Here is a 22878-nt window from a genome sequence, read left to right as displayed (position 1 = left end):
CCCCACGATTCCGCCTGACGAAAGCAGACTCCGTGCTGACCGTCGATTTCTCCCGCTTCCCGCTCGCCGCCGGTGATCGCGTTCTTGATCTGGGCTGTGGCGCCGGCCGGCACGCCTTCGAGTGCTATCGGCGCGGTGCCCAGGTCGTCGCGCTCGACCGCAACGGTGAAGAGATACGCGAGGTCGCCAAGTGGTTCGCCGCCATGAAGGAGGCCGGCGAGGCCCCCGCGGGCGCCACGGCCACCGCCATGGAGGGGGACGCGCTCGCGCTGCCGTTCCCCGACGACAGCTTCGACGTCGTGATCATCTCCGAGGTGATGGAGCACATACCGGACGACAAGGGTGTGCTCGCCGAGATGGTGCGGGTGCTGCGCCCCGGCGGCCGGATCGCGGTCACCGTGCCGCGCTACGGTCCGGAGAAGGTCTGCTGGGCGCTGTCGGACGCGTACCACGAGGTCGAGGGCGGCCACATCCGGATCTACCGCGGCGATGAACTCCTGGAGCGGATGCGCGAGGCCGGGCTGCGGCCGTACGGCACCCACCACGCGCACGCCCTGCACAGCCCCTACTGGTGGCTCAAATGCGCCTTCGGGGTCGACAACGACAAGGCGCTGCCGGTGCGCGCGTACCACAAGCTGCTGGTCTGGGACATCATGAAGAAGCCGCTCGCCACCCGGGTCGCCGAGCGGGCGCTGAACCCGCTGATCGGCAAGAGCTTCGTGGCGTACGCGACCAAGCCCAACGCGCCGCTCGAGGTCCGGCCGTGACGGCGTCCGACCGCCGCCCCGGCCCCGGTACCGAACGGCTCGTCCTGCCGGGAATCCTCACCGCCGAGGAGGCGCTGCGCACGGTCGAGGGCATCGCCGCCGTACAGCGCGAGGACGGCGCCATCCCGTGGTTCCGCGGCCACCACCTCGATCCGTGGGACCACATCGAGGCAGCGATGGCGCTGGACACGGCGGGCGAGCACGAGCGCGCCGAGGCCGCCTACCGCTGGCTGGCCGACCACCAGAACCCCGACGGCTCCTGGTACGCGGCCTACCCCGACACGGCGAGCGGAGTGGCCGCCGCCGCGCCCACCGACCGGGCCCGCGAGACCAACTTCTGCGCGTACATCGCCGTCGGCGTCTGGCACCACTACCTGGCCACGGGCGACGACGCCTTCCTCGACCGGCTCTGGCCCACCGTCTTCGCGGCCGTCGAGTTCGTGCTCGGCCTCCAGCAGAGCGGCGGCCAGATCGGCTGGCGGCGCGACGAGGACGGCACCGCGGACCCCGACGCCCTGCTCACCGGCTCGTCCTCCATCCACCAGGCGCTGCGCTGCGCGCTGGCGATCACCGAACACCGCGAGGAGCCGCAGCCCGACTGGGAGCTGTCGGCCGGGCTGCTCGGCCATGCGATACGGCACCACCCCGAGCGCTTTCTCGACAAGGGCCAGTACTCGATGGACTGGTACTACCCGGTCCTCGGGGGCGCCCTCACCGGCGCCGCGGCCAAGGAGCGCATCGAGGCCGGCTGGGACCGCTTCGTGGTGCCGGGGCTCGGGGTGCGCTGCGTGTCCACCAACCCCTGGATCACGGGCGGCGAGAGCTGCGAACTGGCGCTCGCGCTGTGGGCGATGGGCGAATCCGACCGCGCCGTGGACATCCTGCGGTGGATCCAGCCGCGGCTGCGGGCCGAGGACGGCATGTACTGGACGGGGTACGTCTACCGGGACGACGCGGTGTGGCCGGAGGAGCGGACGACCTGGACGGCCGGATCCCTGCTGCTGGCCGTGGCGGCGCTGGGCGGCGACGAGGCGACGACGGCCGTCTTCGGCGGCGAACGCCTCCCGTGGGGGTTGGACTCGGACTGCTGCGGATAGGCCGGAACTCCGCCCCGGAGCCCGGGGCGGAGCTGTGGTGGGGTGACGGGGTCAGCCCCGTCGGATGCGTCCGGCCAATGCGTGTCCGATAAAGAGGTAGACCAGCGCCGGCAGGCCATAGTTGAGAACCGTCCTCAGCCACTCGACATCCATGGTGAACAGGTCGTGCGACCAGCTCGCGAGCCAGCGTGCGGCGTCGTGGACAAAGTTCACGAGGTCATTGGCGCGGTTCGCGTCGAGGAGCGAGAAGAGAATCCAGAGGCCGAGGATGAACGCGGTGACGTCCGCGACGACCGCAACGACGGTCGCCGCCTGGTTGCTTCCGTTGCGATAACTTCGGGACATGCCGCTCGTGTTGCCCCGGTAGGCGGGCCCAAACCCAAGAGGGCCGAAAGTCACGCGGGCCCGCCCCTCAGACCCCTCAGCCGCCCAGCTCCGCCAGCACCCGCAGCTTCTCCACGTCCGGCGTCAGCACCAGCAGATCGGTGACCGGGCCCTTCCGCCACCGCTCCAGCCGCTCCGCGATCCGCTCCCGTGGGCCGACCAACGAGATCTCGTCGGCGAAGGCGTCCCGCACCGCGTCGATCGCCTCGGCGCGCCGCCCCGCCAGAAACAGCTCCTGTACGCGGCGCGCCTCGGCCTCGTAGCCGAAGCGGGCCATCAGATCGGCGTGGAAGTTACGGGCCGCGTGGCCCATGCCGCCGATGTAGAAGCCGAGCATCGCCTTGACCGGCTTCAGTCCCTCGGTGACGTCGGCGCGGACCCGCGCCTGGGTCATCGGCGCCACCAGGAACCCGTCCGCCCGCCTCGGCCAGCGCCGCCTCGTACATCTCGCTGCGCGACGGCGACTAGTACAGCGGCAGCCAGCCGTCGGCGATGCGCACGGCCCTCGGCGCCGAGGAGGACGGGGAGGTCGGGGCGGAGCGGGTGGACGATCGGCTTGAGGGGTGTGCCGATCCCGGTGGCGTCCGGTCCGGCGTACGGAAGCGCGTGGTAGCGCCCGTCGAGCCGCACCGGCGCCTCGCGGCGCAGCACTTGGCGGATGACCTCCACATACTCACGGGTGGCGGTGAGCGGGCTCTTCGGGAACGGCCGTCCGTACCAGCCCTCGACCACCCGCGGTCCGGACAGCCCGAGGCCGAGCATCATCCGGCCGCCGGAGAGATGGTCCAGGGTGAGCGCCTGCATCGCGGTGGCGGTGGCGGTGGGGGTGCGGGCGGCCATCTGCGCGACCGCCGTGCCGAGTTTGATGCGGCTGGTGTGGGCGGCGAGCCAGGTGAGCGGGGTGAAGGCGTCCGAGCCCCAGGACTCGGCGGTCCACACGGAGTGGTAGCCCAGCCGTTCCGCCTCCTGGGCGAGTGCGAGATGGCGGGGGTCGGGGCCGCGGCCCCAGTAGCCGAGCGCCAGGCCGAGCCGCATGATGAGCCCCTCCCACCTCTCGCCGGTCAGTGCTTCGCGCACCCGGCCGGACTGTACGGGCGGGGTGCGCGAACGACAATGGCCCCTCGCCCGGTTCCGAAGAACCGGGCGAGGGGCCTCACGCACGTCAGGCGTCAGCTTTCGGCGTCAGCCGCGCTGGATCCCCGTGGTGTCCTGCAGCACGCCACGGCGGCCGTCCTGGGTCTGGGCGACCAGCGCCTGACCGCGCTGCTCCACCGCGAGGTACCAGGTGCCGGGGGCCAGTTCGGCGATGGTGTTCGACGAACCGTCCTCGGCGTACAGCGGCCGGGCCACCGGAACCGCGAACCAGAACGGGGCGAACTCGCCGCCGCCGGCCGGAGCCGGCGCCGGGGCCGGGGCCGCCGGCTGGCCGCCGAAGGACTGGGGGCCGGGCTGGGGGGGCTGCGTACCGTACGGCGCCGGGGCGCCGGGCTGGGCGCCGCCCGGACCCGGGTAGCCGTAACCCGGCTGCGGGCCGCCGTACGGGGCCGCGGCCGGACCGGTGGCGCTCATCAGCGGGGCCTTCAGGGCCGGGACGCGCTGGGTGAGCAGCGCGACGGCCGCCATCGCCAGGTTGGCGATCAGGCCGAGGATCTGCCCGACGCCCTTGTCGACATGCTCAGGGCCACCGATGATCGTCCACAGCGAGCCCCAGGCGGCGAACACCGCGAGCGCGGTGCCCCACTGATCGAGCGTGAGCCCGAACATGTTGCGGCCCGCGGGCTGGAAGCGCGCGGAGACGATCAGCACCGCGGCGATCACGCCGGCGAGGAAGATCGACGGCAGGACGGGGAAGAAGTCGGACTTCCATCCGTTCTCACCGGCGTCCCTGCAGAAGTCGCTGCCACCGCAATCCACGGTGTAGAAGTCGAGGAAGGAGGCGATGAACAGCAGCACCGCTGCTCCGATCACCACGCCGTCGCCTCGAGTGAGCGAGCGGATGTTCAACGTGAGGTCCTTTGTCGGTTTCGTCGGTACTAGCGCTGCCGCCAGGCGCGTGGCGCGAAGGCGTCGGGGGTGGGCCCCATCGTACGGGTGAATCACGTCGCGGAGACCGGGGGTGTCCCATCGGTATCCCGGTCGTGACCTCCCGTTCGGTTGCGGGAGCGCTACTCGTTCAAGAAGTCCGTAATGCCCTGCGCGATACCGCTCGCCGCGCGCTCGCGCCACTTCGCGTCGGTCAGTTGGGCCGCGTCCTTCGCGTCGCGCATATTGCCGCACTCGATGAACACCTTGGGCACGGTGGAGAGGTTGAGCCCGCCGAGGTCGCCGCGCACGTTCAACCCGCTGCCGTCGCCGATGTAGTCGGCGGGCTCGCTGCCGGTGGCCTTGGTGAACCGGCTGAGCAGCCGCTCGCCGAGATGGCGGGACGGGGCGGCGATCGCCGAGGTGTCCGCGCCGCCGCTGTGCACCGACTTGGGCAGGATGACATGGAAACCGCGCTCCCCGGCGGCCGCGCCGTCCGCGTGGATGGAGACGACCGCGTCGGCGTGCGCCTTGTTCCCCATCTGCGCGCGCTCGTCCACACACGGCCCGTACGGCCGGTCGCCGTCCTGGGTGAACCTCACCGTGGCGCCCCGCGCTTCGAGCAGGGCGCGGGCGCGGCGTGCGACATCGAGCGTGAACGACGCCTCCGTGTAACCGGAGTTGGTGGCGGTGCCGGTGGTGTCGCACTCCTTCTTTTTGGTGCCGATGTCGACGAGGCGGGAGATCCGGGACGGGTGGTCGCGGTTATGGGGGTTGTGGCCGGGGTCGAGCACCACGACCCTGCCCTTGAGGGGTTCGCCGGAGGGGGCCAACGACGATCCGGGCGAGGACGGCGACGACGGTGGCGGCGGGGACGAGGTCGACGACATCGTGGGCGCGCCGGACGCGCCCTGGCCGTCGCCCCTCCCCTCGCCCGCCCCCACGGAACTCCACAGCAGCCAGCCGACGAAGCAGGCGGGTATCAGCGCGACGAGGACGATGGCGAGAGTGCCGCCGCGGCGACCGGGCTCGGAGAAAAAGCTGCCGTTGGACACGGTGGCGATGGTAGTCGTGCCGCCGGTGCCGCTCAGGTCCCGGGACCGCCCGCGCGGCTCAGACGGCGGGCGCGGTGGGTGCCGCCCCGGTCGTACGGCGCAGTACGCGCAGCGAGCGGACGGCGGAGACCTCGGTGAACGCGCCCGAGGCGAGGGCGCGGCGGTAGATCCGGTACGGCGCCTGACCGCCGTCGGCCGGATCGGGAAAGACGTCGTGGATGACGAGCAGCCCGCCGGGCGCGACATGCGGCGCCCAGCCCTCGTAGTCGCCGCTCGCATGCTCGTCGGTGTGCCCGCCGTCGATGAACACCAGCCCGACCGGACGCCCCCAGACCGCCGCCACCTGCGGGGACCGCCCGACGACGGCGATGACGTGGTCCTCCAGACCGGCCTGGTGAAGGGTGCGCCGGAAGGTGGGCAGCGTGTCCATCCGCCCGATCTCGGGATCGACCACGTCCGGGTCGTGATACTCCCAGCCCGGCTGCTGCTCCTCGGAACCGCGGTGGTGGTCCACCGTGACGGCGACCGTGCCGGCGGCGCGGGCGGCGTCGGCCAGCAAAATGGTCGACCGCCCGCAGTAGGTGCCGACCTCCAGCAGCGGCAGCCCCAGCCCGGCGGCCACGCCACGGGCGGCGGCGTACAGGGCGAGCCCCTCGTCGAGCGGCATAAAGCCCTTCGCGGCCTCGAAGGCGGCGAGGGTCGCGGGGCCGGGGGCGTCGGGGGCCGTGCGGGCGGCGGCAGGCTGGGGCACCCGGCCATCGTGCCGTATGGCCTCGCCGGCCGGGCGTGGGGGGGCTGGTGCTCCTGGCTGATGCGCGCCCCTCGAACTGCCGCCACCTCGGGCGCGGCCCGTCCGAGTCCGGTCCGGTGGCGGGGCAGGTCAACATCTCACGGCAGCTCGGCAGCTCGGCAGCTCGGCAGCTCGGCAGCTCGGCAGCTCGGCGGCGCGCTCGGCGTGACCGTGCCGCACCGTGGCCACGGGGATTATCGCGGTGGCGGTGCCGCTGATGGCGGTGCTGTTGCCACATGCGCCGCCCGCCGTCACCGCGAGCGGCGCGGAAGACCGCTCCTCACAGCCAGCCGTTCTGGCGGCCCGCCCTGACCGCCTCCATCCGCACCTTGGCCGCTATGTCGGCGACCGTCGCGCCGTCCACCGCCGCCGAGAGCACATCGCGCTCGCGCTGGGTCAACGGATCGGGGCCCGCGCTCAGCGCGGCGGCGACCAGGCCCGGGTCGACGACGCGCACCGGGCGGCTTCAGCCGCTCGATCTCCCTTGCGCCGGCACACATGGCTTGAGCTTACGGAGACCCTCGTGAGCTGGGCAGATGCGGATGTCGGGGGATGGCCACGGCATATGGCCCATGCCTGCCCCGCGTCTGTCGCCCACCCCCGGCCCAGGCAAAGCTGACGGCTTGTCAGCACTCTTCCCTCTCAGGAGGGATTGGGCTATACATGGGTGCCATCGGCTAGAACGCGTTCTACACGCGGCGCGGGTCGGCCGACCAGCGAGGACCCCGGCACGGCCGACGGTGCGGACGGGCGGGCCGGGGTCTTCGGATCGTGGCCAAGCGACCAAGGAGTGTGCTGCCGCCCTATGCCCATCGATGCCACCAGGGCCGTCTCGGCCGAACCCCGGACCACGGCTCTCGCCTGGGGACACAAGGACATCCAGCTCTACCACCTGGGCATCGGCGCCGGGACCCCCGCCACCGACCCCGATGGGCTCCGCTACACCCTGGAGAGCGCGCTGCATGTCCTGCCCAGCTTCGCGACCGTCGCGGGCGGTGGGATGGCGCTCGCGGGCGGTCTGAGCGCACCCGGTATCGACGTCGACCTCGCGGCCGTCCTGCACGGCGGCCAGACCGTCGAGCTGTACCGGCCCATCCCGGTACGCGGCGACGCCACCCAGCTGTCGAAGGTCGCGGCGGTGTACGACAAGGGCAAGGCCGCGGTCATCGTGCTGCGCACCGACGTGGCCGACGCGGACGGGCCGCTGTGGACCTGTGACACCCGGATCTACGTACGCGGCGAGGGCGGCTTCGGCGGTGAGCGCGGGCCCTCCGAGCGCGTCGAGCCCCCGGCCCGCGAGCCCGACCGCACCGTGGAGCGCGCCGTCCGCGAGGACCAGGCGCTGCTCTACCGGCTGTCCGGGGACTGGAACCCGCTGCACGCCGACCCCGAGTTCGCCAAGCTCGCGGGGTTCGAGCGGCCGATCCTGCACGGGCTGTGCTCGTACGGGATGGTGCTCAAGGCGGTCGTGGACACGGCGCTGGGCGGGGAGGTCGCCCGGGTGCGCTCGTACACCACCCGCTTCGCCGGGGTGGTGTACCCGGGCGAGACCCTGCGCATCCGGATGTGGCAGGACCAGGGCCCGGACGGCGCGGGCCGCATCCAGGTGGCGGCCACGGCCGCCGAACGGGATGACGCGCCCGTCCTCACCGACACGACCGTCGAGCACGCCTAAACCCAGCACGCACGCTTGACCCGACTTCGAACTCCCGGAGGACGGCCGCCTCGACGCGCTCGGCCCCGGGCATGTGGCCCCGCTGGTCGGCTATCTCGTGTCACCGCGTGCGGCGAAGGCGAGCGGCCAGGTGTTCGTGGTCCACGGCGGGATGGTGGCGATCGTGGAGCGGCCGAGGGTGGCGGCGAAGGTGGATGCCGCGGGGGACGCGTTCAGCTTCGCGGAGCTGGACGGGGTGCTCACACCGTACTTCGCGGAGCGGGGCGGGGAGAGCTTCGCGGCCGTGGAGGTACTGGGCCTCAAGCGGGGCCAGGAACCGCCCCCGACGCCGGACGGGCCGGATCTTCCAGGAAGATCCGGCCCGTCCGACGATCGAGGACCACCTCGGGGCGTTACGCCCGCACGGACCCGTTCTCGCCCGGGCGGCGGTGGCGGCCGTGGACCGGCGCCTGGGCCTCCTCGGACGCGGCCTGCCCCCGGTGCTTGCCCTGAGCGGCATCGGCCTGGGCCGTGGCTGCCTCCCGCGGGCGCGCCTGGGTCGTGTCGATGTGGGTTTCGGACATGTGGGAAGTCACCCCGTCAAATCGCTCCGTACTGTGCGAGAGGGGCTGGCCAGGATGTCACTACGCACCACCCGAAAACGCCCCGCGGGTGTACGGAACGCATGGCTGCGCAGCCCCTGCTCGATGTTAACCAAGGTGCTGATCTCTGACCCATCGGGGTGGGCGGGCCTGCCGGGGCCGGGCGAGCGGTGCCTGCTGGAGCGGTACGGGCCGCAGGGCGGCCGCGGACCCGGCCCCCGCCGCCACGGGCTCCGGGCCGTGGTCGGGGTCGGGTCCGGTCTCCTGCTCGACCCCGGCCCAGGACCCCGTCCCGCCCCACGGCTCGACCCCGGACCTGGCATCGCTCTCCGGCCGGGGCCCGGGCGCCGGGGCCGGCAGCGGCCTCGATACGGCGCGACCTGTGAACCCGGCCTCGGCCCCGCCCTCGACCCGTGTCCACGGGGTGATGCCGGCCGTGGGTGTCGTACGAGGCGTCGTACGGGGCGGCGGTGCGCCGGGCGCCGTACGGGCCAGCGCACGAGGCATCTGGACCACCCTCCGCGCCGGAACCCGAACCGCCGCCGGAACCCGAACCGCGGCCGGAACCGCCACCGACGCCGCCCCCGGTGCCTCCGGTGTCCCCGCCGCCCCCGGCGGCCGCACCCCCGCCAGCCCGCACGGCACCTGCCGCGTCGCATACGGCAGCCGCAGCTCGCCGTCCCGCGTCCACAGACCCGCGCCCGGAAGCCAGCCCTCGGGGGCCGAGAACTGGCGCAACTGCCGCTCCGCCGGGCGCCATACGCCCAGCCACGGCCGTCCGGTCCCGGCCGGGCCGTCGATACGGAAGGCGACCCAGCACCCCTCCGGCGTCAGCACCTGCCCCGGCTGCACCGCGAACGGCGTGGCCTCCGACTGCGCCGCGGGCCGCAGACAGTCCGGGAACCGGACCGGCCGGGCGCTGCCGAGGACGCCCCACCCCAGCCGCTCGTCGCCAGGCGCGTCGGACCGTACGAGCAGCAGACCGCTGTCGGGGTCGGCGAGCAGCAGCCGGTCGTTGCTGCGCTCGGTGATCTGCAGCAGCGGGCTGGTCTCGCCGCCGCGCCGCAGATCGACGACGACGGTCTTGGTGCGGCCGTCGAGCTCGCGGTCGAGGGCGAGCAGCCGCCCCGTACGGTCCAGCCAACTGCCGCCTGTGCAGCGGCCGGGCACCTCGGCGAGGCGCTGCGGCCCGAGGCCGCCGCCGTGCACCAGCCAGATCGAGGTGGACCGCGGCCCGCGCCCCAGCGCGAAGGCGCACAGGCCCCCGGGCGCGGGTGGCAGCAGCGAGACATCGGCCCGGTCGATGGCGCCGAGCGGCCGCTCGCCGGTGCCGGGCCCGGTCGGGTAGATCAGTGAGAAGGCGTGGTGGCCGGCCACCCGGCGGTGGATCAGCACCTGCCCGTCGGCCAGCGGCAGCAGCTCGCTGTCCGGCTCCTCGGGCTGGGCGGCGGGCAGCGGCACGGCGTAGGGCTCGGGTCCGTCCAGCGTCCAGCGCTCCGGGTACCAGCAGCCCGGCTCGCCGCCGAGCGCGAGCCGCGCGCCGTACGAGCGGTCCGAGGCGATGGTGAAAACCCCTCGTGGCCGGGTGCTGACGCCCGCGGTGATGGCGGTGTCGAAGGCACAGGCGGTCATCGTTCAGTCACCTCCGGCAACTGAACGTAGTTTTCGTACTCCCTGCCGAAGGGCGGTAAGGGGGTCGATCCACCCGTACGTGTGGCTGTTGCCCGATTCGACTGAGAGGTCGCGGATAAATGTGCTGTAGGCAACGGCGCGGTCCCGATCCACCCCCTGGGGCACCCGATGTCCCTACGCCGTCGCGGCAGTGCCGCCCTCGCCCTTGCCCTGGCGGGGGCGCTGTCCCTCGCCGCTTGCGGGCCCTCGGACGGCGGCGCCAAGGACGGCGCCAAGGACGGCGCCAAGGACGGCGGCAAGGACGGCGGCAAGGACGGCGGCAAGGACGGCGGCAAGGACGGCGGCAAGGACGGCGGCAAGGACGGCGGCAAGGACGGCGCCAAGGGCGACGGCGGGGGCGGGAAGTCCGTCGCCCAGGGCGGCAAGGACAACGAGACCTGGTGCCTGGGCCTCGGCGTCACCGCCGCCTACCTGGTCCTCGACGACCTGCGCGGCTCTCTGGTCCGCTGCTCCGGGACCTGTCCCGCCGGCGTGTTCCGGGCGGCTTCCGGAGCCGTCGCGGACCGTAGCCGGGAGTGAAGGCGTGGGCAAGGCTTCCCGGTGATCCGGGAGGTAGCCTTGCCCCGTGCCCGCACTCATCGACGTTCTCACCGCCCTCGACGCACTCTGGCCGCCCGAGCGGGCGGAACAGTGGGACGCCGTCGGCACGGTGTGCGGCGACCCCGGAGCCGAGGTCTCCCGTGTGCTGTTCGCCGTGGACCCCGTCCAGGAGGTCGCCGACGAGGCGGTGAAGCTCGGCGCCGATCTGCTGATCACCCACCATCCGCTCTATCTGCGGGGGACGACGACGGTCGCCGCCTCCACCTTCAAGGGGCGGGTGGTGCACACCCTGATCAAGAACGACATCGCGCTGCATGTCGCGCACACCAACGCCGACAGCGCCGACCCCGGCGTCTCCGACGCCCTCGCCGGTGCGCTCGATCTGCGGATCACCGCCCCGCTGGTGCCCGATCCGACCGATCCCGCGGGCCGCCGGGGCCTCGGCCGGATCTGCGAGCTCGACCGCCCCGAGACGCTGCGGGAGTTCACCGAGCGCGTCGCCGCCCGGCTGCCCGCCACGGCCCAGGGGATCCGCGTCGCGGGCGACCCGGACCGTACGATCCGTACGGTCGCGGTCAGCGGCGGCTCCGGCGACAGCCTCTTCGACGAGGTGCGCGCGGCCGGGGTCGACGCGTATCTCACCGCCGATCTGCGCCACCACCCGTCCTCGGAAGCGCGTGAGCACAGCGATCTCGCACTGCTGGACGCCGCGCACTGGGCCACCGAATGGCCCTGGACCGAACAGGCCGCGGCCCAGCTCGACGAGATCTCCGACCGGCACGACTGGGGTCTGCGTACCCATGTCTCCCGTGCGGTCACCGACCCGTGGACGGCCCACGCAGCGGCCCCCGCCCCCTCCGCTTAAAGTCCTCCGTCCGTCAACCACCCCTGGGAGCCCCACGCTGAACGCCGCGCCCGCCGACCAGATCCGCCTCCTCGACGTCCAGGCCCTCGATGTCCGGCTCTCACAGCTCGCGCACAAGCGCCGGACGCTGCCCGAGCACACCAAGATCGAGACCCTGATCGCCGACCACACCCAACTGCGTGACCTCCTCGTCGCCGCGCAGACCGAGGAGAGTGACACCGCCCGCGAGCAGACGAAGGCGGAGCAGGACGTGGACCAGGTGCGCCAGCGCGCCGCCCGTGACCAGAAGCGTCTCGACTCCGGGGCCGTCACTTCCCCGAAGGACCTGGAGAACCTGCAGCACGAGATCGCCTCCCTCGCCAAGCGCCAGGGCGCTCTGGAGGACGTCGTCCTGGAGGTCATGGAGCGGCGGGAGTCCGCGCAGGCGCGGATCACCGAGCTGACCGGCCGGGTGGAGTCTCTCCGGACCGAGATCGGCGAAGCCACGGAGCGGCGGGACGCGGCGGCCGAGGAGATCGACGCCGAGATCGCGACCATCACCAAGGAGCGCGAGGTCATCGCCGGTACCATCCCCGCCGATCTGCTGAAGCTTTACGACAAGCTGCGTGAGCAGCAGGGCGGCGTCGGCGCGGCCCGGCTCTACCAGCGGGCCTGCGACGGCTGCCGCCAGGAGCTCGCGATCACCGAGCTCAACGAGGTGCGGGCGGCAGCCCCCGACACGGTGGTGCGGTGCGAGAACTGCCGCCGGATCCTGGTCCGTACGCTCGAGTCGGGGCTGTAAGCCGATGGCGCGTCGCTTCATCGTCGAGGCGGACGGCGGCTCCCGGGGCAACCCGGGGCCGGCCGGCTACGGCGCGGTCGTCCTGGACGCGGACACCGGCGAGCCGCTCGCCGAGGTGGCCGAGTACATCGGCACCGCGACCAACAACGTCGCCGAGTACAAGGGCCTGATCGCCGGTCTGCGGGCGGCGTACGCCCTCGACCCGGAGGCCCAGGTCACGGTGCGGATGGACTCCAAGCTCGTCGTCGAGCAGATGTCGGGCCGCTGGAAGATCAAGCACCCGGACATGCGGCCGCTCGCCGCCGAGGCCAAGTCGATCTTCCCGCCCGGCCAGGGGACGTACCAGTGGATCCCGCGCGAGAAGAACACGCACGCGGACCGGCTCGCGAACGAGGCGATGGACGCGGGCAAGCGGGGCGAGCAGTGGCGGCCCAAGGTGCCGCCGGGCGGCACGCTCGCGACGGGCGCGCCCGAAGCCCCCGCCGACGACGCCCTCGCCGAGCCCACCGTCACGGCCGGCCCGGCGGTGGGCTGGGGCTCCGCCGACCTCGGCACGCCCACCACGTTCGTCCTCCTCCGGCACGGTGAGACGCCGCTCACCCCCGAGAAGCGCTTCTCCGGCAGCGGCGGCACCGACCCCGCCCTCTCGCCCGCCGGCCGCCACCAGGCCGAGCGCGTCGCGGCGGCGCTCGCCGCACGCGGCACCATCCAGGCCATCGTCACCTCCCCGCTGCGGCGCTGCCGCGAGACCGCCGATGTGGTGGCCGCCCGCCTCGGCCTCGACGTCCGCGTCGACGAGGGGCTGCGCGAGACGGACTTCGGCGCCTGGGAGGGCCTGACCTTCGCCGAGGTCAAGGAGCGCTACCCGGACGACCTGGAGGCCTGGCTCGCCTCCTCCAAGGTGGCCCCCACGGGAGGCGGCGAAAGCTTCGCGGCGGTCGCACGGCGGGTCGCGCTCTCCCGCGACAAGCTGATCGCCCGATACGCGGGCCGTACGGTGCTCCTGGTCACTCATGTGACCCCGATCAAAACGCTGGTCAGACTGGCCCTGGGCGCCCCGCCGGAGTCGCTGTTCCGGATGGAGCTGTCGGCGGCGTCGCTGTCGGTGGTGGCGTACTACGGCGATGGCAACGCCTCGCTGCGGCTGCTGAACGAAACGTCACATCTGCGGTAGGACCCCGGCTCGGCAGCAGCCCCAGCCGTAGTCCTGCGCGGACCCACCCGGGGAAGTCCCAGCCGGTGTCAGGCGCGGAGCGCCGCCGCCTCGCGGGCCAGGGACTCGACCCGCGTCCAGTCGCCCGCCGCCAGCGCGTCCGGCGGGAGCATCCAGGTGCCGCCCACGCAGCCCACGTTGGGGAGAGCCAAGTACTCCGGGGCGAGGGAGGCGTTGATGCCGCCCGTGGGGCAGAAGCGGGCCTGGGGGAGGGGAGAGGCGAGGGACTTCAGGTAGGCCGTGCCGCCGGCGGCCTCCGCCGGGAAGAACTTCATCTCGGTCCCCCCCTGCTCCAGCAGCGCCACGACCTCCGACGTCGTCGAGACCCCCGGCAGATACGGCACGCCCGACGCGCGCATCGCGCCCAGCAGCCGGTCCGTCCACCCGGGGCTGACCAGGAAGCGCGATCCGGCCGCGACGGCCGTCTCCACATGGTCGGGGGTGAGGACGGTGCCGGCGCCGACGACCGCCTCCGGGACCTCGTCGGCGATCGCCCGGATCGCGTCCAGGGCGGCCGGGGTGCGCAGGGTGACCTCGATCGCGGGGAGGCCGCCCGCGACCAGGGCGCGGGCCAGCGGCACCGCGTCGGCCACGTCGTGGAGGACGACGACGGGGATGACGGGGGCGAGGTCGAGGAGGGAGGTGGCAGGGGAGGGCGCGGTGCTCGTCACGGCGGTCATCCTGCCCATCCCTGGGCACATTGTGCAATGGGGGTTGCGCATGTTGCAACGCCAGCTGCCGGGCCGACGGACCACCCCCTTCGAAAACGCTTGACAAGGTAGTTGCGCCAGATCAACCGTTTTTTGGGGCTACCGGAACCCCGGCGGCGAGCCCCACCGGGAGCCCCACCGGCCCCCGCCGGCGACGGCGCGGTGCCCGCCTCCTCCGCCGCCGCCGCTGCTGTCGGCCTGCGGCTACAGCTCCGTCACCACCACATCCAGCGCCCACGCCCGACCCGCCCGCTCCGGCGCCGTGGCCTCCACCGCGTACCCCAACTCCCGCAGCGCCTCCACCAGTTCGCCCGGTCCGCTCGGCGTGACCCCGGCGATCAGCAGATCCCGTACCAGCCGCCCCTTCGTCGCCTTGTTGAAGTGGCTGACGACGGACCGCTTCTCCACCCCGGCCACGACCTTCGACTGCAGCACCCGCACCGTCGCCGTCCGCTCCGCGACCTCCCCCTTCGGCTTCCACGCCGCCGCGTACGCCGCCGACCGCAGGTCCAGCACCAGCCCGTTCCCGGCGGCCTCCGGCACTACGTCGGCCAGCGGCGTCCGGGTCCGCCAGTACGTGCCGAGCGCGCCGAGCCCCGGGAGCCGCACGCCCATCGAGCAGCGGTAGGAGGGGATGCGGTCGCCGATCCGTACGGCGCCCCACAGCCCGGAGAACACCAGCAGCGAACGCGCCGCCCGACGCCGGGCGGCGGCGGGCAGCGTCACCAGGCCGAGCGCGTCGTAGAGCACACCGGTGTAGATCTCCCCGGCGGGCCGCGTCCCGGCCTCCCGCAGCGCCGCGTTCTTCGCGATCTCGCCGCGCAGCCCCTCGCTCAGCCCCAGCACCTCCGCGGCCTTCGCCTCGTCGCCCGAGCACAGCGCCACCAGCTCGTCCAGCACCTCCGCCCGCGCCTCGCCCAGGCGCGGCAGCGACAGCGATCCCAGGTCCAGCGGGGACCGGGAGCCTCCCGTGGCCTTTCCCTCGGACGGCGGCAGCAGGACGAGCACGGATTCTCCTCAGAGGTCGGGGCCGGATACCGGGCGAAAACGGTACGGGGCGGGCCCGGGGACAGGCACGCCCCGCGCAGCCTACGGCCACAGCAGCCAGACCGTCGTATGCGGTGGCACCTCGTCACCGGTGAGCGGCCCGCTGCTCAGCATCACCTCGCTCCCGGCCGGCAACTGGACCGGCCGCGCCGAGAGGTTGCTGAGGCACTGCCAGCCGTTGGAGCGACGGAAGTGCAGGACACCGGCGTGGGGCTGCCCGACCGAGTCCAGCCATTCCAGCCCCTCGTCGCCGAGCAGCTGCCCGCGCAACCCCAGCGCCTCCCGGTAGAGCTCCAGCGTGGAGCCCGCCACCCCCTCCTGGGCCTCGACGGACAGCTCGCCGAAGGACTCGGGCTGCGGAAGCCAGGAGCCGCCGTCGCCGAATCCGTACGACGGCCCGGAGCGCGTCCACGGCAGCGGCACCCGGCAGCCGTCCCGGCCCTTGACCTGGTGGCCGCTGCGCTCCCAGGTCGGGTCCTGGAGCGCGGACCGGGGCAGATCGGCGACCTCCGGCAGCCCCAGCTCCTCGCCCTGGTAGAGATACGAGGAGCCGGGGAGGGCCAGCATCAGCAGGGTCGCGGCGCGGGCGCGACGCAGTCCCAGGGCGCGGTCGGCCACCGGCTCGCGGCCGTCGGCCAGCAGCCACGTTTCCCGGTCCGCCCTGCTCAGCTCGTCCGGGAGCGCGAGCCGGCTGGCGTGCCGGATCACATCGTGGTTGGAGAGCACCCAGGTCGCCGAGGCGCCCGCCTCGCGGGCGGCGGACAGCGCGCCGTCGATGACGGCGCGCAGCGCGGGGGCGGACGGCGGGGCGTTCAGGAAGTCGAAGTTGAAAGCCTGGCCCAGCTCGTCGGGGCTGGCGTACGGCGCCCGGCGGGCGTCCCGCACCCACGCCTCGGCCACACCGATCCGCGGCGGATCGTACTCGTCGAAGACCTTGCGCCATTCGCGGAAGATCCCGTGCACCTCATCGCGGTCCCACAGCGGATGGCTGCCGTCCTCGGGTAGATCCTCCGGGTCGTAGCCGCGTACGTCCCCGATGTCCCGCAGCGGATCGACGAGGTCCTTGGCCAGACCGTGGGCGACATCGACACGGAAGCCGGCCACGCCGCGGTCGGACCAGAAGCGCAGCGTGGTGAGGAAGTCGGCGCGCACCTCCGGGTGGTCCCAGTTGAGGTCGGGCTGTTCGGGGGCGAACAGATGGAGGTACCACTGGCCGTCGGGCAGGCGGGTCCAGGCGGGGCCGCCGAAGCAGGAGACCCAGTCGGTGGGCGGCAGGGCGCCGTCCGGGCCGCGCCCCGCGCGGAAGACATACCGGTCGCGGGCCGGGTCGCCGGGCGCCGCTCGCAGGGCCTCCTGGAACCAGCGGTGGTCGCTGGAGGTGTGGTTGGGCACGATGTCGACCATCACCTTCAGGCCCAGCCGGTCCGCCTCGGCGATCAGCCGGTCGAAGTCGTCGAGGGTGCCCAGGCGCGGATCGACATTCCGGTAGTCGGCGACGTCATAGCCGCCGTCGGCGAGCGCGGACGGATAGAAGGGGCTCAACCAGACGGCGTCCACACCCAAGTCGGCCAGATAGGGCAGCCGGGAGATGACACCGGGCAGGTCGCCCACGCCGTCCGCGTCGGAGTCGGCGAAGCTGCGGGGATAGATCTGGTAGAAGACGGCCTGCCGCCACCAGTGGGGGTCGGAGGGCTGATCGGTCACAAGATCCTCGCGGTGGTGTGTACGGACAGCGGTGGTGTGTACGGGCGCTCTGACAGCGTTTGCAAGCTAGGGGGGCGCATGGCCGGTGTCAACGGCAGGTAAGGCAAACGCTGCATGCAAAAGACCTGTGATCTTCGAATGACAGCGTTGCCAGAAATCGTCGACCCGGGAGCGTGCCGGGGACCGACGCGCGTGCTAGCGTCCGGGCCATGTCCGCAGCATCCGACGGTCCGGCCGGCCACGACGGCGAGGCCACGATGGCCGATGTCGCCCAGCGGGCCGGCGTCTCCGTCTCGACGGTCTCCCGGACGCTGCGCGGTCTGTCCAGCGTCTCCCCGAAGACCCGCGGCCGGGTCGAAAAGGCCGCCCGCGAGCTGTCGTTCGCCGTCTCGCGCAGCGCGTCCAGCCTGGTCACGGGGAAGACGCGGCGGGTGGCCGTACTCACGCCCCACCTGGACTCATGGTTTCTGGGCGCCGCCCTGTCCGGGGTGAGCGCGGTGCTCCGCGAGGCCGATCTCGATCTGCTCGTCTACAGCGTCCCCGACCTGGCCGAACGCACCGCGTTCTTCGACCGGTTGCCCGCCCGCCGCAACGCCGACGCCCTGCTGGTGGTCTCCTTCGACCTGACGACGGAGGAGCGCGCACGGCTGGACGAGCTCGGGATGCCCGTGATCTTCGTCAGTCAGCACGCCCCCGGCCGTCCGAGCGTCTACATCGACGACGCCGAGGGGGCGCGGCGCGGTATGCGCCATCTGCTCAACCTCGGCCATCGGCGCATCGCCTTTCTCCAGTCCAGCGATGACACCGGCTTCTCCTGGAGCTCCCAGGCGCGGCTGACCGGCTACCGGCAGGCGCTCGAGGAGGCCGGTCTCCCATACGACGAGGAGCTGGTGCACTACCCGGTCGTCCGCCGGCGGCGCGGTATCGGCGAGGCGGTCGGCCACCTGCTGAGCCTGCGGCATCCGCCCACGGCCGTCTTCGCCGAGTCGGACGAGGTGGCGATCGAGGTGATCAGCGTGTTGCGGGCGGCCCGTATCGACGTACCCGGCCGTATGTCCGTCCTCGGCTTCGACGACCACCGGCTCGCCGAGTGGCTCGACCTGACGACAGTCGCCCAGCCGGTGGTCGACATCGGCCGCGCCGCCGCCGAGCTGGCCCGGTCGATCATCGAGGCCCCGGACGCCGACCCCGCCCGGCATCGCGTCTTCCCCACGCGTGTCATTCCGCGCGGGAGCACCGCCCCGGCTGCCGCACCGACGGAGGGAGCGCGGAGAGAAGCAGGCGCGGCTCGTCCGCATGACATCTGACGGTACGGACGCGGATGCTCCTGCCCCGGGGCTCCCGGGAGCCCCGGTAGCCCCGGGAGCCCCGGTCCCGTCCGGAGAGCGTCCGAGATCGTCCGCGTGGCCTCCTCCACGCGCGGATCGTCGGGCGCGGCGTCGGCGATCGCATCGCGCAGCCGTACACCCGATACGACAAGGTCAACGCCCGGTCTGCCCCGGCGCGTGGGCTTCTGTGCCACGATCGAGTGCGGAAGACTCTTTCCGCGAGGTGCCGACCCCCTCGGTACCTGGGCTGGCGGCGAAACAGGGAAGAGGGTGGCATGAGCGCGATGGCGCACGAACCGCTCACGCAGGATGAAGTTCTGCTGGAGGGTTTCTTGGCCCTGGATACGCCGGAAGGCTTCCGGGCCGAGCTGATCGAGGGGGAGATCGTCGTGACACCGCCGCCGGACGGGGACCACGAGGACCACATCGGACTGCTCGTGAACCAGGTGGCCAGGAGGGCCGCTATGGATTTGCAGTTCTCCGGCAACAAGGGCCTCAAGGTCCCGCGCGGTGGTCTGTGCGTACGGAACCATGTAATCCCGGACGGCACCTTCGCACCCACCGAGCTGCGGCTCTTCCGCGGCGCCGAGCCCTGGATGCCCTGCGAGGGCGTGGCCATGGTCACCGAGGTCACCGCGACCAAGCCGGAACGGGACCGCACGGCCAAGCGCCACTGTTACGCCCGCGGCGGGATCCCTCTCTACCTGCTCATCGACCGGGACAGCAGCGATGTGACGCTCTTCAGCGACCCGGAGGGCGCCGACTACCGGCAGCACGTCACGGTCCCCTTCGGAAAGCCGCTCGACCTGCCCGCGCCGTTCTCCTTCTCGCTGGAGACGACCGACTTCGTCTGAGCCGCCCCGGACCGCCGGGTATCATGGTGGTTACGGCGGACGAGCCGGCCGGGCGGCCGCGTCGGGGCCCTTTCGGGGTCCCGCCGAGGAACGTCCGGGCTCCACACGGCAAGGTGGTGGGTAACGCCCACCCGGGGTGACCCGCGGGACAGTGCCACAGAAAACAGACCGCCGGAAGCCGCAAGGCATCCGGTAAGGGTGAAACGGTGGTGTAAGAGACCACCAGTGCCCAGGGTGACCTGGGCAGCTAGGTAAACCCCACCTGGAGCAAGGTCAAGAAGAGCCGCCGCACGGCGGCTCTGCGCGGACGATCGAGGGCTGCCCGCCCGAGTCCGCGGGTAGACCGCACGAGGCCGACGGCAACGCCGGCCCTAGATGGATGGCCGCCTCCCCGCGGGCCGCAAGGCCCACGGGAGACAGAACCCGGCGTACAGGCCGACTCGTCCGCCCCTTTCTCATCTGACCTGGTCAGCGATGCGGGCGCGCGATCATCCGGACATCTGGCCCGGACCGCGCCACGTCCAGCAGCTCATATCGGAGAATGTCGTCCATCGTCTCGATGGTGCCGCCCTCGAGCCCGCTCTTACCGCGGCCGAGGAGCGCGGGCGCGATGTAGGCGATGATGCGGTCCACCAGCCCGGCCGACACGAAGCTGGCGGCGAGGGTGGGCCCGCCTTCGAGGAACATGCCGCGCACGCCCCGGTTGGCCAGCTCGCCCAGCAGCGCGTGGAGGTTCAGGCCCTCCTTCGCCCTCGGCAGTCGGACGACGGTCGCGACGTCGTCCAAGTGCCTGACGTCCGCATCGTCGGCGACGGCGATGATCGTGGGCGCGGCATTGTCGAGAACCCGGGCGTTGGCCGGCGTACGCGCGCTGCTGTCGACGATGACCCGCCACGGCTGCTCATCGACCGGTACGGCCACCTTCAGCTTGGGGTCGTCCTGCGTTGAGCGCACGGCGAGGTGCGGATTGTCGGCCTGCTGGGTGCCGGATCCAACGACGGTCGCCTGGCAGGCAGCGCGCAGCGCGTGGACCTCAGCGCGGGACTCAGCGCTGGTGATCCACTGGCTGGTGCTGTCCGCCGCTGCGATCCGTCCGTCCAGCGTGGCCGCGTACTTGTAGACGACGTACGGCCGCCCTTCGGCGGTGTGCCATTCGTCAGTGCCGACCAGTTCGCTGATGTGCATGGGCCCCTCTCCAGGCAGATTTGGTACCGGGAAGCCTAATCACGCCGCCGCGATCGCCTCGGTGAGGTTCCTCACCATCGCGGTACGCCGCCATGCCGCGAGGCCGGTGACGACTCGGCGGAGTTCTTCCGTAGTGCGGCGCGACTCCGTCTCACGGCTGATCTCCAGCGCTTCCATGGCGGTGGCACAGGCCGCATCCGGAGAGCGGTCGGCGGCATGCGCGTTGGCGAGCCGGGCCAGGTGCAGGCCGCGCTCACGTTGGTATATGGCGGGCCAGTGGTCGAGGGCCTGCTGATAGGTGGCCACGGCGTCGGCCGGCCTGCCCAGGCGCAGGTAACACGTCGCGCGCTGAGCATCGGCGTAGGAAGGGACGCAGTAACCTCCGAGGCGATCGGGGACGGCGTCGTCTCCGTCGACGAGCTCACGGGCGGCGTCCAGCGCGCGCACCGCCGCGGTTTCGTAACGGGCGAGCGCGTGGCCGTGTGCCTCCTGGAGGTGGGCGGAGGCGCGGATGCGTGCGGGCACGTCGCCGCGGACGCGCAGTGCGGCCGACGCCAGGCCGACTGCCCGCTGCTGCTGCATCAGACTGACGGACTGCTGGGACTTGCGCATCAGGATGAACGCCTGTCGCACGGGGTCGTCGGCTTCCTGAGCCCATTCCATCGCGCGGTCGGACCACCAAAGACCTTGGTCGGGGCGGCCTAGATCTTCGTAGAGCCAGCCGGCGAACTCGGCCCACTCGGCACCGGTTTCGAGAATACGGCGGCGGAGGGGCCCGGCGGCTGCGGGAAGTAACTGGCGCTCGAGGACGGTGAGGTGATCGTGGACGGTGCTGATGACGCAGTGAGGCCCGTAGAGGCTGTCCGACTGGACGAGCGTTGCGCGGAGGTGGCGGAGGTGGCCAACAACGGCCGGGTTGATCGAACGGCGGACTGTGGCGCCGGCCGGTGTGGGGAGCACGCCGAGCCCTGCCGCCGCTGCCGTGGCGCCCAGGAAGTCGCGACGATTCACCTGAGCGTTGTGCGGGGTGCCTTCTGCCAGACCCACCTCAGAGGGGGCCATGCCGAGACGGTCGGCGACGAGTGCGAGCACATCGACATCGCGGGCAGACTGGCGGCCGCGCTCCAGACGGCTGATGGTGCTCTGGCTGTACCCGCACCTATCGGCCAGCTGCTGCTGGGTCCAGCCGCGTTGGCGGCGGGCGGCCGAGATGGCCTCTCCTGCGCTGCGGTGGTGTGCTGACTGCCCCATGTCCGGTCCCGGTCTGTGATGGCGCGCTCGATAAGGAATACCCACAGTAGTCGCCCCGTCGCATGTGTATGCAGGTTCTGCATACGCACAGCGTCTGATGCATGCGTCGCAGACGTCACCCTGAGGCGCGCGTTTGGCTGGTCGCACAAGGCGAGACGCACCGCTGGAGGCATCGATGACGTTTACTCAGCCGACGGCCGCGCCGTGGACACCGCCATCCGCAGAAGGCGTGGAGCTGTTACCGGTGGGCCGCTGGTGGGATGCCGTGAGCGCGCCCACCGCAGTCGGAGACCGTGCCCTGCAGACGCTCGGCGAGGCCTCGGCCGCCGTCATCCAGGACGACACCTACGGCAAGCTGTACTGGCTGATCGAGAAGGACACCGCACGGAGCTGGTGCCTCCGCCAGGTCCGCGTCCTCACCGCGCTCATCGATGAAACCATCCTTCTCGGTGTGCCTCCGGCGGACTGGGTCAGGGGGCATCACACGTACTGGCGGCTGCCCCTCGCTCACGACCGGTACATGACCGACGCCTGGCGTCTGCACGACGCCCTCGCGCAGGCGATCAGTGACGTCCTGGGCCCCGCCCCGAGCGGCCGACAACTCTGTTATCGCTGCCAATTACCCACCGACGAGCCGATCCCGGTAGTGATGGAGCACAGCGGCAGCGTCGGCGGCGCGACGATCTACGCCTGCCCCAAGCATGCCGCCGGCTACCCCCAGCAGCTGCGCCCGCCCGGCGGTTTCGGCTGGGGGACATGCTCCAGGGCGCGGCGGAAGGGGTCATCGTCGTGATCCTGTCGCAGCCACTCGCCCAGCGTCTGCCACGGCGCGGAGTATCCAGCGGACAGTTTGCGCAAGGCTTTTCGATTCAGCCCTGTCGTGCCATCGGCTGTGGCCTCTCTGAGGACGCTTTGGAATTTTTGGATGTTCAAGAGGTGCGGCTCTGACACCGCCCTCGTCTACGCCCTCGGACATGCCGCGCTGCAGAACCCCGATCTGCTCCAGGCGCTGCGCGCCGCGCTGATCGAGCATGAGGTGAAGGAGATCCGCGCGATGGTCCGCAGGGGCGTGGAGCGCGGCGAGGTCGCCGAGGACAACCCGGCGGTCGAGTTCGTCCCCACCCAGCTGATCGGCGCGATGCGGGTCCGCCCCCTGCTCGAGGGCCGGCTCGCCGACCGCGCGTATCTCCTGCGCTTCCTCGAGTCGTCCGTCTTCCCGGCCCTCGGGCTGGCCCCCTAGCGCCAACGCCGTTCAGTTAGGCGTGGGGACTGTTCGTCAAGGCTGGTGAACGAGGCAGCGGAGCTGCTGTAGAAGAGGTTTGTCCTCCAAGACATCC

The 22878-nt window shown here is 72.2% G+C and carries 21 protein-coding genes, 1 other RNA gene and 4 pseudogenes; 13 read left to right on the top strand and 13 right to left on the bottom strand.

All coding sequences use genetic code 11. The features are described from left to right. The first annotated feature begins 32 nt into the window (after nucleotides 1-32). On the top strand, nucleotides 33-767 hold the full coding sequence (locus ABZS71_RS32135; RefSeq protein ID WP_355851881.1) for a methyltransferase domain-containing protein: 735 nt from the start codon (nucleotides 33-35) through the stop codon (nucleotides 765-767). Further along, entirely contained in the window at nucleotides 764-1864 is a 1101-nt protein-coding gene (locus tag ABZS71_RS32130; RefSeq protein WP_356215651.1) for a prenyltransferase, read from the top strand. The genes ABZS71_RS32135 and ABZS71_RS32130 overlap by 4 nt, the downstream gene beginning before the upstream one ends. A gap of 51 nt (nucleotides 1865-1915) precedes the next feature. On the opposite strand, the gene ABZS71_RS32125 is transcribed toward ABZS71_RS32130, so the two are convergent. From ABZS71_RS32125 to ABZS71_RS32100, 6 genes and pseudogenes are all read right to left on the bottom strand, one after another. Continuing rightward, the gene (locus ABZS71_RS32125) at nucleotides 1916-2209 is read right to left on the bottom strand and encodes a hypothetical protein (RefSeq protein WP_356215649.1); all 294 of its coding nucleotides are present in this window, start codon (nucleotides 2207-2209) and stop codon (nucleotides 1916-1918) included. Nucleotides 2210-2285: 76 nt separating this feature from the next. Next, nucleotides 2286-3283: pseudogene (locus tag ABZS71_RS32120) on the bottom strand (LLM class F420-dependent oxidoreductase). 147 nt (nucleotides 3284-3430) lie between these two features. After that, on the bottom strand, nucleotides 3431-4216 hold the full coding sequence (locus ABZS71_RS32115) for a hypothetical protein (RefSeq protein ID WP_355851923.1): 786 nt from the start codon (nucleotides 4214-4216) through the stop codon (nucleotides 3431-3433). A 197-nt stretch (nucleotides 4217-4413) separates the two neighbouring features. Next, entirely contained in the window at nucleotides 4414-5325 is a 912-nt protein-coding gene (locus ABZS71_RS32110) for an N-acetylmuramoyl-L-alanine amidase (protein WP_356215647.1), read from the bottom strand. 58 nt (nucleotides 5326-5383) lie between these two features. Then, nucleotides 5384-5992, bottom strand: a complete 609-nt coding sequence (locus tag ABZS71_RS32105; RefSeq protein ID WP_356215668.1) for a class I SAM-dependent methyltransferase — start codon at nucleotides 5990-5992, stop codon at nucleotides 5384-5386. Between the two features lie 403 nt (nucleotides 5993-6395). Further along, a pseudogene (locus ABZS71_RS32100) lies at nucleotides 6396-6569 on the bottom strand (DNA-binding response regulator); the annotation flags it as partial. A gap of 351 nt (nucleotides 6570-6920) precedes the next feature. Between ABZS71_RS32100 and ABZS71_RS32095 the strand changes: the two are divergent. Next, complete coding sequence (locus tag ABZS71_RS32095) at nucleotides 6921-7790, top strand: MaoC/PaaZ C-terminal domain-containing protein (protein WP_356215645.1); 870 nt, start codon at nucleotides 6921-6923, stop codon at nucleotides 7788-7790. Nucleotides 7791-7815: 25 nt separating this feature from the next. Further along, nucleotides 7816-8097: pseudogene (locus tag ABZS71_RS32090) on the top strand (short chain dehydrogenase); the annotation flags it as partial. A gap of 85 nt (nucleotides 8098-8182) precedes the next feature. On the opposite strand, the gene ABZS71_RS32085 reads toward ABZS71_RS32090, so the two are convergent. Together ABZS71_RS32085 and ABZS71_RS32080 are read right to left on the bottom strand one after the other, a co-directional pair. Then, complete coding sequence (locus ABZS71_RS32085) at nucleotides 8183-8353, bottom strand: hypothetical protein (protein ID WP_356215643.1); 171 nt, start codon at nucleotides 8351-8353, stop codon at nucleotides 8183-8185. 126 nt (nucleotides 8354-8479) lie between these two features. Continuing rightward, nucleotides 8480-10003: a hypothetical protein gene (locus tag ABZS71_RS32080; RefSeq protein WP_356215641.1), complete on the bottom strand. Its 1524-nt coding sequence runs from the start codon at nucleotides 10001-10003 to the stop codon at nucleotides 8480-8482. A gap of 168 nt (nucleotides 10004-10171) precedes the next feature. On the opposite strand from ABZS71_RS32080, the gene ABZS71_RS32075 reads away from it, so the two are divergent. Genes ABZS71_RS32075 through ABZS71_RS32060 form a run of 4 tightly spaced genes read left to right on the top strand, consistent with a single transcriptional unit; the run spans nucleotide 10172 to nucleotide 13423 of the window. Further along, nucleotides 10172-10582 carry a hypothetical protein gene (locus ABZS71_RS32075; RefSeq protein ID WP_356215639.1) on the top strand — a complete coding sequence of 137 codons (411 nt, stop codon included), beginning with the start codon at nucleotides 10172-10174 and terminating at the stop codon, nucleotides 10580-10582. Nucleotides 10583-10628: 46 nt separating this feature from the next. Beyond that, on the top strand, nucleotides 10629-11468 hold the full coding sequence (locus ABZS71_RS32070) for a Nif3-like dinuclear metal center hexameric protein (protein WP_355851866.1): 840 nt from the start codon (nucleotides 10629-10631) through the stop codon (nucleotides 11466-11468). Nucleotides 11469-11505: 37 nt separating this feature from the next. Then, nucleotides 11506-12249: a C4-type zinc ribbon domain-containing protein gene (locus ABZS71_RS32065; protein ID WP_356215666.1), complete on the top strand. Its 744-nt coding sequence runs from the start codon at nucleotides 11506-11508 to the stop codon at nucleotides 12247-12249. Nucleotides 12250-12253: 4 nt separating this feature from the next. Continuing rightward, nucleotides 12254-13423, top strand: a complete 1170-nt coding sequence (locus ABZS71_RS32060; protein ID WP_355851863.1) for a bifunctional RNase H/acid phosphatase — start codon at nucleotides 12254-12256, stop codon at nucleotides 13421-13423. Between the two features lie 68 nt (nucleotides 13424-13491). Here the strand turns inward: ABZS71_RS32060 and eda are convergent, their stop codons facing one another. The 3 genes from eda to ABZS71_RS32045 all read right to left on the bottom strand — a co-directional run bounded on the left by eda (nucleotide 13492) and on the right by ABZS71_RS32045 (nucleotide 16923). Beyond that, nucleotides 13492-14142, bottom strand: coding sequence for a bifunctional 4-hydroxy-2-oxoglutarate aldolase/2-dehydro-3-deoxy-phosphogluconate aldolase (eda, locus tag ABZS71_RS32055; protein WP_355851861.1), 651 nt, complete (start codon nucleotides 14140-14142; stop codon nucleotides 13492-13494). A gap of 234 nt (nucleotides 14143-14376) precedes the next feature. Continuing rightward, a complete protein-coding gene (yaaA, locus tag ABZS71_RS32050; RefSeq protein WP_356215637.1) occupies nucleotides 14377-15180 on the bottom strand; it encodes a peroxide stress protein YaaA in 804 nt (267 codons plus the stop codon). Between the two features lie 81 nt (nucleotides 15181-15261). Then, a complete protein-coding gene (locus tag ABZS71_RS32045) occupies nucleotides 15262-16923 on the bottom strand; it encodes a glycoside hydrolase family 13 protein (RefSeq protein WP_356215635.1) in 1662 nt (553 codons plus the stop codon). A gap of 209 nt (nucleotides 16924-17132) precedes the next feature. On the opposite strand from ABZS71_RS32045, the gene ABZS71_RS32040 reads away from it, so the two are divergent. The 3 genes from ABZS71_RS32040 to rnpB all read left to right on the top strand — a co-directional run bounded on the left by ABZS71_RS32040 (nucleotide 17133) and on the right by rnpB (nucleotide 19552). Continuing rightward, on the top strand, nucleotides 17133-18230 hold the full coding sequence (locus ABZS71_RS32040) for a LacI family DNA-binding transcriptional regulator (RefSeq protein WP_356215633.1): 1098 nt from the start codon (nucleotides 17133-17135) through the stop codon (nucleotides 18228-18230). A gap of 305 nt (nucleotides 18231-18535) precedes the next feature. Beyond that, entirely contained in the window at nucleotides 18536-19105 is a 570-nt protein-coding gene (locus ABZS71_RS32035) for a Uma2 family endonuclease (protein WP_356215664.1), read from the top strand. A 40-nt stretch (nucleotides 19106-19145) separates the two neighbouring features. Then, nucleotides 19146-19552: RNase P RNA component class A (rnpB, locus tag ABZS71_RS32030), an RNA gene on the top strand. 21 nt (nucleotides 19553-19573) lie between these two features. Here the strand turns inward: rnpB and ribD are convergent. After that, the gene (ribD, locus tag ABZS71_RS32025; protein WP_355851846.1) at nucleotides 19574-20290 is read right to left on the bottom strand and encodes a bifunctional diaminohydroxyphosphoribosylaminopyrimidine deaminase/5-amino-6-(5-phosphoribosylamino)uracil reductase RibD; all 717 of its coding nucleotides are present in this window, start codon (nucleotides 20288-20290) and stop codon (nucleotides 19574-19576) included. A 39-nt stretch (nucleotides 20291-20329) separates the two neighbouring features. After that, complete coding sequence (locus ABZS71_RS32020) at nucleotides 20330-21541, bottom strand: helix-turn-helix transcriptional regulator (RefSeq protein ID WP_356215631.1); 1212 nt, start codon at nucleotides 21539-21541, stop codon at nucleotides 20330-20332. Nucleotides 21542-21806: 265 nt separating this feature from the next. Here ABZS71_RS32020 and ABZS71_RS32015 point away from each other — a divergent pair, with 265 nt between their 5' ends. Continuing rightward, complete coding sequence (locus tag ABZS71_RS32015; protein WP_356215629.1) at nucleotides 21807-22334, top strand: hypothetical protein; 528 nt, start codon at nucleotides 21807-21809, stop codon at nucleotides 22332-22334. 147 nt (nucleotides 22335-22481) lie between these two features. Next, nucleotides 22482-22781 (top strand): annotated as a pseudogene (locus ABZS71_RS32010) (TetR-like C-terminal domain-containing protein); the annotation flags it as partial. Nucleotides 22782-22878: the final 97 nt, after the last annotated feature.

The sequence above is a fragment of the Streptomyces sp. NPDC005393 genome, from assembly GCF_040606675.1.
In the GTDB taxonomy this organism is placed as follows: Bacteria; Actinomycetota; Actinomycetes; order Streptomycetales; family Streptomycetaceae; genus Streptomyces.
Note: the sequence above shows the minus strand (reverse complement) of the source record. Positions and strands in the feature narration are given on the sequence as shown.

What these genes read in the sequence shown, in the direction of transcription:
- ABZS71_RS32060 (WP_355851863.1), top strand. Translation starts at nt 12,254, where the DNA reads ATGGCGCGTCGCTTCATCGTCGAGGCGGACGGCGGCTCCCGGGGCAAC.
- ABZS71_RS32095 (WP_356215645.1), top strand. Translation starts at nt 6,921, where the DNA reads ATGCCCATCGATGCCACCAGGGCCGTCTCGGCCGAACCCCGGACCACG.
- eda (WP_355851861.1), bottom strand. Translation starts at nt 14,142, where the DNA reads ATGACCGCCGTGACGAGCACCGCGCCCTCCCCTGCCACCTCCCTCCTC.
- ABZS71_RS32080 (WP_356215641.1), bottom strand. Translation starts at nt 10,003, where the DNA reads ATGACCGCCTGTGCCTTCGACACCGCCATCACCGCGGGCGTCAGCACC.
- ABZS71_RS32020 (WP_356215631.1), bottom strand. Translation starts at nt 21,541, where the DNA reads ATGGGGCAGTCAGCACACCACCGCAGCGCAGGAGAGGCCATCTCGGCC.
- ABZS71_RS32075 (WP_356215639.1), top strand. Translation starts at nt 10,172, where the DNA reads ATGTCCCTACGCCGTCGCGGCAGTGCCGCCCTCGCCCTTGCCCTGGCG.
- ABZS71_RS32085 (WP_356215643.1), bottom strand. Translation starts at nt 8,353, where the DNA reads ATGTCCGAAACCCACATCGACACGACCCAGGCGCGCCCGCGGGAGGCA.
- ABZS71_RS32105 (WP_356215668.1), bottom strand. Translation starts at nt 5,992, where the DNA reads ATGCCGCTCGACGAGGGGCTCGCCCTGTACGCCGCCGCCCGTGGCGTG.
- ribD (WP_355851846.1), bottom strand. Translation starts at nt 20,290, where the DNA reads ATGCACATCAGCGAACTGGTCGGCACTGACGAATGGCACACCGCCGAA.
- ABZS71_RS32035 (WP_356215664.1), top strand. Translation starts at nt 18,536, where the DNA reads ATGGCGCACGAACCGCTCACGCAGGATGAAGTTCTGCTGGAGGGTTTC.
- ABZS71_RS32125 (WP_356215649.1), bottom strand. Translation starts at nt 2,209, where the DNA reads ATGTCCCGAAGTTATCGCAACGGAAGCAACCAGGCGGCGACCGTCGTT.
- ABZS71_RS32040 (WP_356215633.1), top strand. Translation starts at nt 17,133, where the DNA reads ATGTCCGCAGCATCCGACGGTCCGGCCGGCCACGACGGCGAGGCCACG.